The organism is Arthrobacter sp. 05N428_2 (genome assembly GCF_056397065.1).
Genome location: NZ_JBFTMR010000031.1, coordinates 1 through 8,595 on the forward strand (window position 1 = coordinate 1; position 8,595 = coordinate 8,595).

An 8,595-nucleotide genomic window follows, 5' to 3' on the forward strand; every position below is an offset into this window, starting at 1 on the left:
GTAGAGGGCTCACCGGGGGACGCTCCCGCAGCTCTGGCGGCTCACCGGGGGACGCTCCCGCAGCTCTGGCGGCTCACCGGGGGACGCTCCCGCAGCTCTGGCGGCTCACCGGGGGACGCTCCCGCAGCTCTGGCGGCTCACCGGGGGACGCTCCCGCAGTTCTGGCGGCTCACCGGGGGACGCTCCCGCAGTTCTGGCGGAGGGCTGTGCGAGGGAGCGTTCCTCCCATTCCTGCCAAATCTGCGGGAGCGTGTTCGGAAATTTCGCAAGAGCTGTGGGAGCGTTCCTCCCATACCTGCCAAATCTGCGGGAGCGTCGGGTGCGGGAGCGTCGGGTGCGGGTGAGCGGGGCGGGCGAGCGGGGCGTCGTCGCAGTTTGCTCAGAGCCCTCCGGCATAGGACAATGGAAGCTGTGACTATGGTCACGAGTAATTGAATATGCCTTTGATCTGCGGCGGGAGAGTTCTGCAAGTAGGTACAAGCAGGCGCCGTAGGAGCAAACCCTCCCCAGGAATCTCTCAGGCCCACGTACCGCCGCGGCAAGGCAACTCTGGAAAGCAGCCGGCATCGTCCTCGGACATGCCGCGCTCACCGACGGTGCAAGCGGACCCCTGCTAACAGCAGGAGGCGCGGAAACTCTCAGGTCCAATACAGAGCGGGGAGGAACCCGAATCAATGTGGCGTACCCTGCGCCGCCTTAGTTATGGAGTTCCTTGTGACTGTTACCCCAGCCTCCACGTCCTTCGTTGACCGGCATGTCGGCGCCCGCCGCCAGGCCGACGTCGACGCCATGTTGAAGGCTGTCGGCTACGACACCGTCGACGCGCTCGTGGACACCGCCGTCCCGAAGGACATCCGGCAGGACTCACCGCTGCAGCTCACGGAAGCCCTCAGCGAGGTGGAGGTCCTTGCGGAGCTGCGTAAGCTCGCCGCGAAGAACAAGACCGCCGTGCAGATGATCGGCCAGGGCTACTACGACACCGTCACGCCGGCCGTGATCCGCCGCAACATCCTTGAAGCCCCGGCCTGGTACACGGCGTACACCCCGTACCAGCCGGAAATTTCGCAGGGCCGGCTCGAAGCGCTGCTGAACTTCCAGACCATGGTCCAGGACCTCGTGGGCCTGCCGATCGCGAACGCCTCCCTGCTGGACGAAGCCACCGCCGTCGCCGAGGCCGTGCTGATGATGCGCCGCGCCAACAAGAACAAGGCAGCGCACGACGGCAAGACCGTGCTCGACGCCGATTGCCTCCCGCAGACCATCGCGATCGTCAGGGGCCGCGCCGAGGCCCTCGGCTTCGAGGTCGAGGTCGCGGACCTGTCCAAGGGCCTGCCCGAAGGCGTCATCAACGGCGTCGTGCTGCAGCAGCCCGGCGTGTCCGGCCGCGTGTTCGACCACACCCCAGTGATCGCGGATGCCAAGGAGCGCGGCGCGCTCGTCACGGTCGCCGCTGACCTGCTGTCCCTGACCCTGATCACCCCTCCCGGCGAGCAGGGCGCCGACATCGCCGTCGGCTCTGCCCAGCGTTTCGGGGTGCCGTTGTTCTTCGGCGGCCCGCACGCCGCGTACATGGCAGTCGCCAAGGGCCTGGAGCGCTCCATGCCGGGCCGGCTCGTCGGCGTGTCCAAGGACAACGCCGGCGTTCCCGCGTACCGCCTGGCCCTGCAGACCCGGGAGCAGCACATCCGCCGCGAGAAGGCCACCTCCAACATCTGCACTGCGCAGGCGCTGCTGGCCATCGTGTCCTCTTTCTACGCCGTCTACCACGGCCCGGACGGCCTGAAGGCCATCGCCGAAACTACCCACGGCCACGCGAAGACCATCGCCGCCTCCCTGAAAGCCGCCGGCCTAGACGTGCTCCACGGCTCCTTCTTCGACACCGTTACCGTGTCCGTACCGGGTAAGGCCGCCGAAATCATCGCCGCCGCCGACGCCAAGGGCATCAACCTGCGCGCTATCGACGCCGACACTGTCGGCATCTCCGCCGATGAAGCGACGACGACGGCGATCGTCGCCGACGTCGTCGCTGCCTTCGGCGCCAGCGTCGCAGACGCAAAATCAGCCGGGGATTCCGGCTTCGCCCTGGACTCCGCCGTGGAGCGCACCTCGGACTACCTCCAGCACCCGGTGTTCAACACGCACCGTTCCGAAACCCAGCTGCTGCGCTACATCCGCCGCCTCTCGGACCGCGACCTGGCGCTGGACCGCACCATGATCCCGCTCGGCTCGTGCACCATGAAGCTGAACGCCACGGCCGAGATGGAATCCATGTCCTGGCCCGAATTCGCCTCCATCCACCCGTTCGCACCGGAATCCCAGACCGCCGGCTGGCGTGAACTGATCGAGGACCTCGAAGCCCAGCTGACCGAGATCACCGGCTACGACCAGGTCTCCATCCAGCCCAACGCCGGCTCGCAGGGTGAGCTCGCCGGACTGCTCGCCATCCGCGGCTACCACCACTCCCGCGGCGAAGCCCAGCGCAACGTCTGCCTCATCCCGGCGTCCGCACACGGCACCAACGCAGCCTCCGCTGTGCTGGCCGGCATGAAGGTCGTCGTCGTGGCCACCGCCACGGACGGCACCATCGACCACGCCGACCTGAACGCCAAGATCGAACTGCACAAGAACGCGCTCTCCGCGATCATGATCACCTACCCGTCGACCCACGGCGTGTACGACGCCGACGTCCGCGAGGTCTGCGACGCGGTCCACGCGGCCGGCGGCCAGGTCTACATCGACGGCGCCAACCTTAACGCCCTCGTCGGCCTGGCCCAGCCGGGCCAGTTCGGCGGCGACGTCTCGCACCTGAACCTGCACAAGACCTTCTGCATCCCGCACGGCGGCGGCGGACCCGGCGTCGGCCCGGTCGCGGCCAAGGCGCACCTGGCACCGTTCATGCCCGGCAACGCAGCAGACCCGGCCAACGGCGCCGGCGGAACCCCGATCTCCGCGTCGCGCTACGGCTCGGCCGGCGTGCTCCCGATCTCCTGGGCGTACGTGAAGCTGATGGGCGGACAGGGGCTGACCGAGGCCACCAAGTCGGCCCTGCTCGCGGCCAACTACGTCGCGGCGCGCCTCAACGACTACTTCCCGGTCCTCTACACCGGTGAAGGCGGCCTCGTGGCGCACGAATGCATCCTGGACCTGCGCGACCTCACGGCCAAGACCGGCGTGACCGCCGAGGACGTGGCCAAGCGCCTGATCGACTACGGCTTCCACGCGCCCACCCTCGCGTTCCCGGTGGCCGGCACCCTGATGGTCGAACCCACCGAGTCCGAGGACCTTGGCGAGATCGACCGCTTCATCACCGCCATGATCGCGATCCGAGCGGAAATCGACCAGGTGGCCAACGGCGACTTCAGCGTGGACCAGAGCCCGCTGCGCAACTCCCCGCACACCGCGGCCGCCGTGATCAGCACCGACTGGGAGCGCAGCTACTCGCGCGAACAGGCCGTCTTCCCGGTCCACACGCTCAAGCAGGACAAGTACTTCCCGCCGGTTGGCCGGATCGACGGTGCAGCGGGGGACCGCAACCTGATCTGCTCCTGCCCGCCGCTTTCCGAGTTCGAGAACTAAGGATTCCGATATGACTGAGAACTACACAGCACTTTACGAAGAGCACAAGAAGCTCGGCGCCTCCTTCACGGACTTCGGCGGCTGGCAGATGCCGCTGAAGTACAGCTCGGAGCTCGCCGAACACCACGCCGTCCGCACATCCGCGGGCCTGTTCGACCTCTCCCACATGGGCGAAGTCTGGGTCACCGGCCCGGACGCCGCGGCGTTCCTGGACTACGCCCTGGTCGGAAAGATCTCGGCCATGGCGATCGGCAAGGCCAAGTACTCGCTGATCTGCAACGAGGACGGCGGCATCATCGACGACCTCATCACCTACCGGCGCCCCGCGGCGGACGCCGCAGGAGACAGCGGCACCGACACGTTCCTGGTGGTCCCCAACGCAGGCAACGCCAAGGTTGTCGCCGCGGCACTTACCGACCGTGCAAAGGCATTTGATGTTGCGGTGGAGGACGCCTCCGCCGAGACCTCGCTGATCGCGGTCCAGGGTCCCAAGGCTCAGTCCATCCTGCTCCGCCTGGTTCCGGCAGCGCAGCACGAGCTCGTCACCGGCCTGAAGTACTACGCCGCCGTCGAGGTCCCCTTCCTGGTCGGCGGCGCCAGCCACGACCTGCTGCTGGCCCGCACCGGCTACACCGGCGAGGACGGCTTTGAAATCTTCGTGCCCAACGACGACGCCGCCGGCCTCTGGCAGGCGCTCATCGCCATCGCCGACGACGACGAGCTGACGGCCGCCGGGCTCGCGTCCCGCGATTCGCTCCGGCTCGAGGCCGGCATGCCGCTCTACGGCAACGAGCTCTCCCTGGAAGGCGACCCGTTCGCCGCCGGACTGGGACCCGTCGTCGCGCTGTCCAAGGAAGGCGACTTCGTCGGCAAGGCGGCGCTGGCCGCCAAGAAGGAATCCGGAGCGGGGACCACCACCGGCCGCAGGTTGGTCGGGCTAAAGGGCCTCGGCCGCCGCGCCGGCCGCGGCCACTACCCGGTGCTCAAGGACGGCGCCACGGTCGGCGAAGTCACCTCCGGCCAGCCCTCGCCTACCCTGGGCTACCCCGTCGCGTTGGCCTACGTCGACGTCGAGTTCACCGAATCCGGCACCGCCCTGGACATCGACCTGCGCGGCAAGGCCGAGCCGTTCGAAGTTGTCGCACTGCCTTTCTACAAGCGCCAAAAGTAGCCCGGCTCGGTTCCGGAGCCTCCGGCGGTCCCCGGTTCCGGGACCGGCGGGCCCCGGTTCCAGTTCACCTTTAGGACAACCACTACAACATCAAAGCCAACGGGGGCCCGCCTTCGAAAGCCAAAGGTGCCGGAGCCATAACCGCCTACCGGGGGTTTCGGCCCTAGAAGATATCAACGGCCACTGTTTCTTTCCGGAACTTACGGTCCGGCTGAAACTGCTGGCCCCCGAAACTGGAACTGGCTGATAGCGGCAGGGGAGCGGGTTCCGGAAGCGTGCGTCAAAGCGACGAAGGAGCAGCACGCGGAGGAATCCGGTTCCCGGACGCGTAACCCGGCCCCGCTATCGCTGTATGCCAGCGACAATAGATTTAGTACCAATGACCACTCCAAGACTTAGGAAGAACACATGGCAAAAGTTGCCCCTGAACTGCAGTACTCCGCCGAGCACGAGTGGGTTGCGCGGGAGGCCGGGAACGTTGTGTCCATCGGCATCTCGGCCGTCGCCACGGACGCGCTGGGCGACATCGTGTACGTGGACCTGCCGGAGGTTGGTTCCGCGGTGACCGCGGGGGAGACCTGTGGCGAGGTCGAGTCGACCAAGTCCGTCTCGGACCTGTATTCCCCGGTGACCGGTGAGGTCACGGAAATCAATGACGCCGTCGTCAGCGATCCGGCCCTGATCAACTCCGATCCGTATGGCGCCGGCTGGCTTTTCAAGGTGGCCGCCGAATCCGATGGCCCGCTGCTGTCTGCGCAGGATTACGCTTCCACGAACGGCGGCGAACTGTGAGCGCCACAACGGAAGCCACGTTCGAGCAGGTCGTCTCGCCGTCCCTGGATGCGGAGCTGTCCGCCCTGGATCCGGAGATCGCCGCGAAGATCGACGCCGAGCTGGGCCGCCAGCGCGACGGCCTGGAGATGATCGCCTCGGAGAACCACACCGCCAAGGCCGTCATGCAGGCGCAGGGCTCGGTGCTGACCAACAAGTACGCCGAAGGCTACCCCGGAAAGCGCTACTACGGCGGCTGCGAGCACGTCGACGTCGTCGAGCAGCTCGCGATCGACCGGGTCAAGGCACTGTTCGGCGCGGAGTACGCCAACGTCCAGCCGCACTCCGGCGCGCAGGCCAACGCCTCCGTGATGCACGCGCTGATCAAGCCCGGTGACACGATCATGGGCCTGAACCTGGCCCACGGCGGGCACCTGACGCACGGCATGAAGATCAACTTTTCCGGCCGGCTGTACAACGTGATCCCGTACCAGGTCCGCGAAGACACCCACCGGATCGACATGGCCGAGGTGGAGCGCCTGGCCCAGGAGCACAAGCCGGCCCTGATCGTTGCCGGCTGGTCCGCGTACGCCCGTCAGCTCGACTTCGCGGAATTCCGCCGGATCGCCGACTCGGTGGGGGCCTACCTGATGGTGGACATGGCCCACTTCGCCGGGCTCGTCGCTGCCGGGCTGCACCCGTCCCCGGTGCCGCACGCGCACGTGACCACCTCCACCACGCACAAGACCCTGGCCGGTCCGCGCGGCGGGATCATCCTCTCCAACGATCCCGCGATCGCCAAGAAGATCAACTCGGCCGTGTTCCCGGGCCAGCAGGGCGGGCCGCTGGAGCACGTCATCGCCGGCAAGGCCGTGGCTTTCAAGATCGCCGCGTCCCCGGAGTTCAAGGAACGCCAGGAACGCGTGCTCGCGGGCGCCCGGATCCTCGCCGAGCGCCTGGTCCAGCCGGACGTCACAGCCAAGGGGATCAACGTGATCTCCGGCGGCACCGACGTGCACCTGGTCCTGGTTGACCTGCGCAACTGCGAGCTCAACGGACAGGAAGCAGAGGACCGCCTCGCGGAAATCGACATCACCGTCAACCGCAACGCCGTCCCGTTCGACCCGCGCCCGCCGATGGTCACCTCCGGGCTGCGGATCGGTACCCCGGCGCTGGCCACCCGCGGCTTCGGCGAGGCAGCGTTCGCCGAGGTCGCGGACATCATCGCCGAGGCATTGATCGCCGACGCCGGCGCGGACCTTTCGGGCCTGCGTTCCCGCGTGGAGGCACTCGCCGCCGCGCACCCGCTCTACCCGTCGGTTGCCAACCTAGGCTGACCGCTTCCCGGGGCCGATCTCTTTCGGGTTTGGCTCCGGGCCCGGCGGACCGGACTTTTCACGCGTGCTGTTCGTCCCTCGCTTTGACGCACGCTTTCGAAAAGCCCGGCTCCGCCGGCCCCTTGAGGGCAACTCACCCTCCGCTCCGTCCGCACACCAATCCAGTAAGGAACCCGGCTATGGCTGTTGGCGTCTTTGATCTTTTTTCCATTGGGATCGGGCCCTCGAGTTCGCACACGGTGGGGCCGATGCGGGCTGCTGCGGTGTTCGCCGAGGAACTGGCGGGCTCGGGGGACCTCGAACGGGTGGCGTCGCTGCGGGTGGACCTTTACGGGTCCCTGGCCGCGACCGGGCACGGCCACGGGACGATGACGGCGATCCTGCTGGGTCTGGAGGGGTTCCACCCCGAAAAGATCCTGCCGGCCGAGGTGGAGCAGCGGCTCGCGGCGATCGCCGAGACCGGCACCCTCCAGCTGGCAGGTTCGGTGCCGCTGCCCTACGGGGTCAAGGACATGGTGCTGCGCCCGCTGACCATCTTGCCGCGGCACACCAACGGCATGACCTTCACGGTCGCCGACGCCGACGGTACGGTCCTGCACGCCGCCACGTTCTTCTCCGTCGGCGGCGGCTTCATCGTCCGGGACGGCGAGGAGGACGCGGCGCTGAAGGAACTCGACGAGTCCAAGAAGGAACTGCCACTGCCGTTCCGCACGGCCGCGGAACTGCTGGGCCGGTGCCAATCCAAGGGCCTGTCCATCGGCGAGATCATGCTGGTCAACGAACGCGCCGCCCGCACGGACGAGGAGATCCGCGAAGGCTTGCTGCACATCTACTCCGTGATGGAAGGCTGCGTCGAGGTCAGCCTCAAGCGTGAGGGACTGCTGCCCGGCGGGCTGAAGGTCCGCCGTCGGGCGCCGGACTGGCACGAACGGCTCCTCAAGGAAACCCGCGGCCAGGACCCCGACTACCGGGATCCGAAGTACTGGCAGGAATGGGTCAACCTGATCGCGCTGGCCGTGAACGAGGAGAATGCCTCCGGCGGCCGGGTCGTCACAGCCCCCACCAACGGGGCCGCCGGAATCATCCCGGCCGTGCTCTACTACGCGCTGCACTTCGCGCCCGGGATGGACAAGGCCACCCAGGCCGACCGCGACGACGTGGTGGTCAAGTTCCTGCTCACGGCCGGCGCCATCGGGGTGCTCTACAAGGAGCAGGCCTCGATCTCCGGCGCCGAGGTCGGCTGCCAGGGCGAGGTCGGCTCGGCGTCGTCGATGGCGGCCGCCGGCCTGGCCGAGGTCATGGGCGGCACGCCGGCCCAGGTGGAGAACGCCGCCGAGATCGCGATGGAACACAACCTGGGCCTGACCTGCGACCCCATCGGCGGCCTCGTGCAGATCCCGTGCATCGAACGCAACGCCATTGCCGCGGCCAAGGCAATCAACGCCGCCAAAATGGCCCTCTGGGGTGACGGTTCGCACCGTGTGTCCCTCGACGAGGTGATCGTGACCATGCGCGAGACCGGCAAGGACATGAGCTCCAAATACAAGGAAACCGCGATGGGCGGCCTCGCCGTGAACGTGGTGGAGTGCTGAACTAGACGATATGAAGTGTGGCGGCGCCCGGTCCTGACGGTGGGACTGGAACCTCGGGTTCAAAGCGATTCGTGGGTTGCCGGTCCGGGTCTTTCCGCACGTAGGCGCGGGGGTGTGGACTGGCAGAGCCACATTTGAACGTCTGGAG

Annotated in this window: 5 protein-coding genes and 2 riboswitches; all 5 genes read left to right on the top strand. The window is 67.5% G+C overall.

What is annotated here, in order from left to right; translation table 11 throughout:
• Window positions 1-444 precede the first annotated feature (444 nt).
• A riboswitch (glycine riboswitch) is annotated at window positions 445-543 on the top strand.
• A gap of 1 nt (window position 544) precedes the next feature.
• Window positions 545-663: riboswitch (glycine riboswitch) on the top strand.
• Window positions 664-702: 39 nt separating this feature from the next.
• The 5 genes from gcvP (at window position 703) to AC1DGI_RS18085 (ending at window position 8,447) form a co-directional block, all read left to right on the top strand.
• Entirely contained in the window at window positions 703-3,576 is a 2,874-nt protein-coding gene (gcvP, locus tag AC1DGI_RS18065; protein WP_476899816.1) for an aminomethyl-transferring glycine dehydrogenase, read from the top strand.
• Window positions 3,577-3,586: 10 nt separating this feature from the next.
• Complete coding sequence (gene gcvT, locus AC1DGI_RS18070) at window positions 3,587-4,747, top strand: glycine cleavage system aminomethyltransferase GcvT (protein WP_476899817.1); 1,161 nt, start codon at window positions 3,587-3,589, stop codon at window positions 4,745-4,747.
• Between the two features lie 408 nt (window positions 4,748-5,155).
• Entirely contained in the window at window positions 5,156-5,539 is a 384-nt protein-coding gene (gene gcvH / locus AC1DGI_RS18075) for a glycine cleavage system protein GcvH (RefSeq protein ID WP_441402139.1), read from the top strand.
• The gene (gene glyA / locus AC1DGI_RS18080; protein WP_476899818.1) at window positions 5,536-6,855 is read left to right on the top strand and encodes a serine hydroxymethyltransferase; all 1,320 of its coding nucleotides are present in this window, start codon (window positions 5,536-5,538) and stop codon (window positions 6,853-6,855) included. The genes gcvH and glyA overlap by 4 nt, the downstream gene beginning before the upstream one ends.
• Window positions 6,856-7,034: 179 nt before the next feature.
• Complete coding sequence (locus tag AC1DGI_RS18085; RefSeq protein WP_476899819.1) at window positions 7,035-8,447, top strand: L-serine ammonia-lyase; 1,413 nt, start codon at window positions 7,035-7,037, stop codon at window positions 8,445-8,447.
• Window positions 8,448-8,595 lie beyond the last annotated feature (148 nt).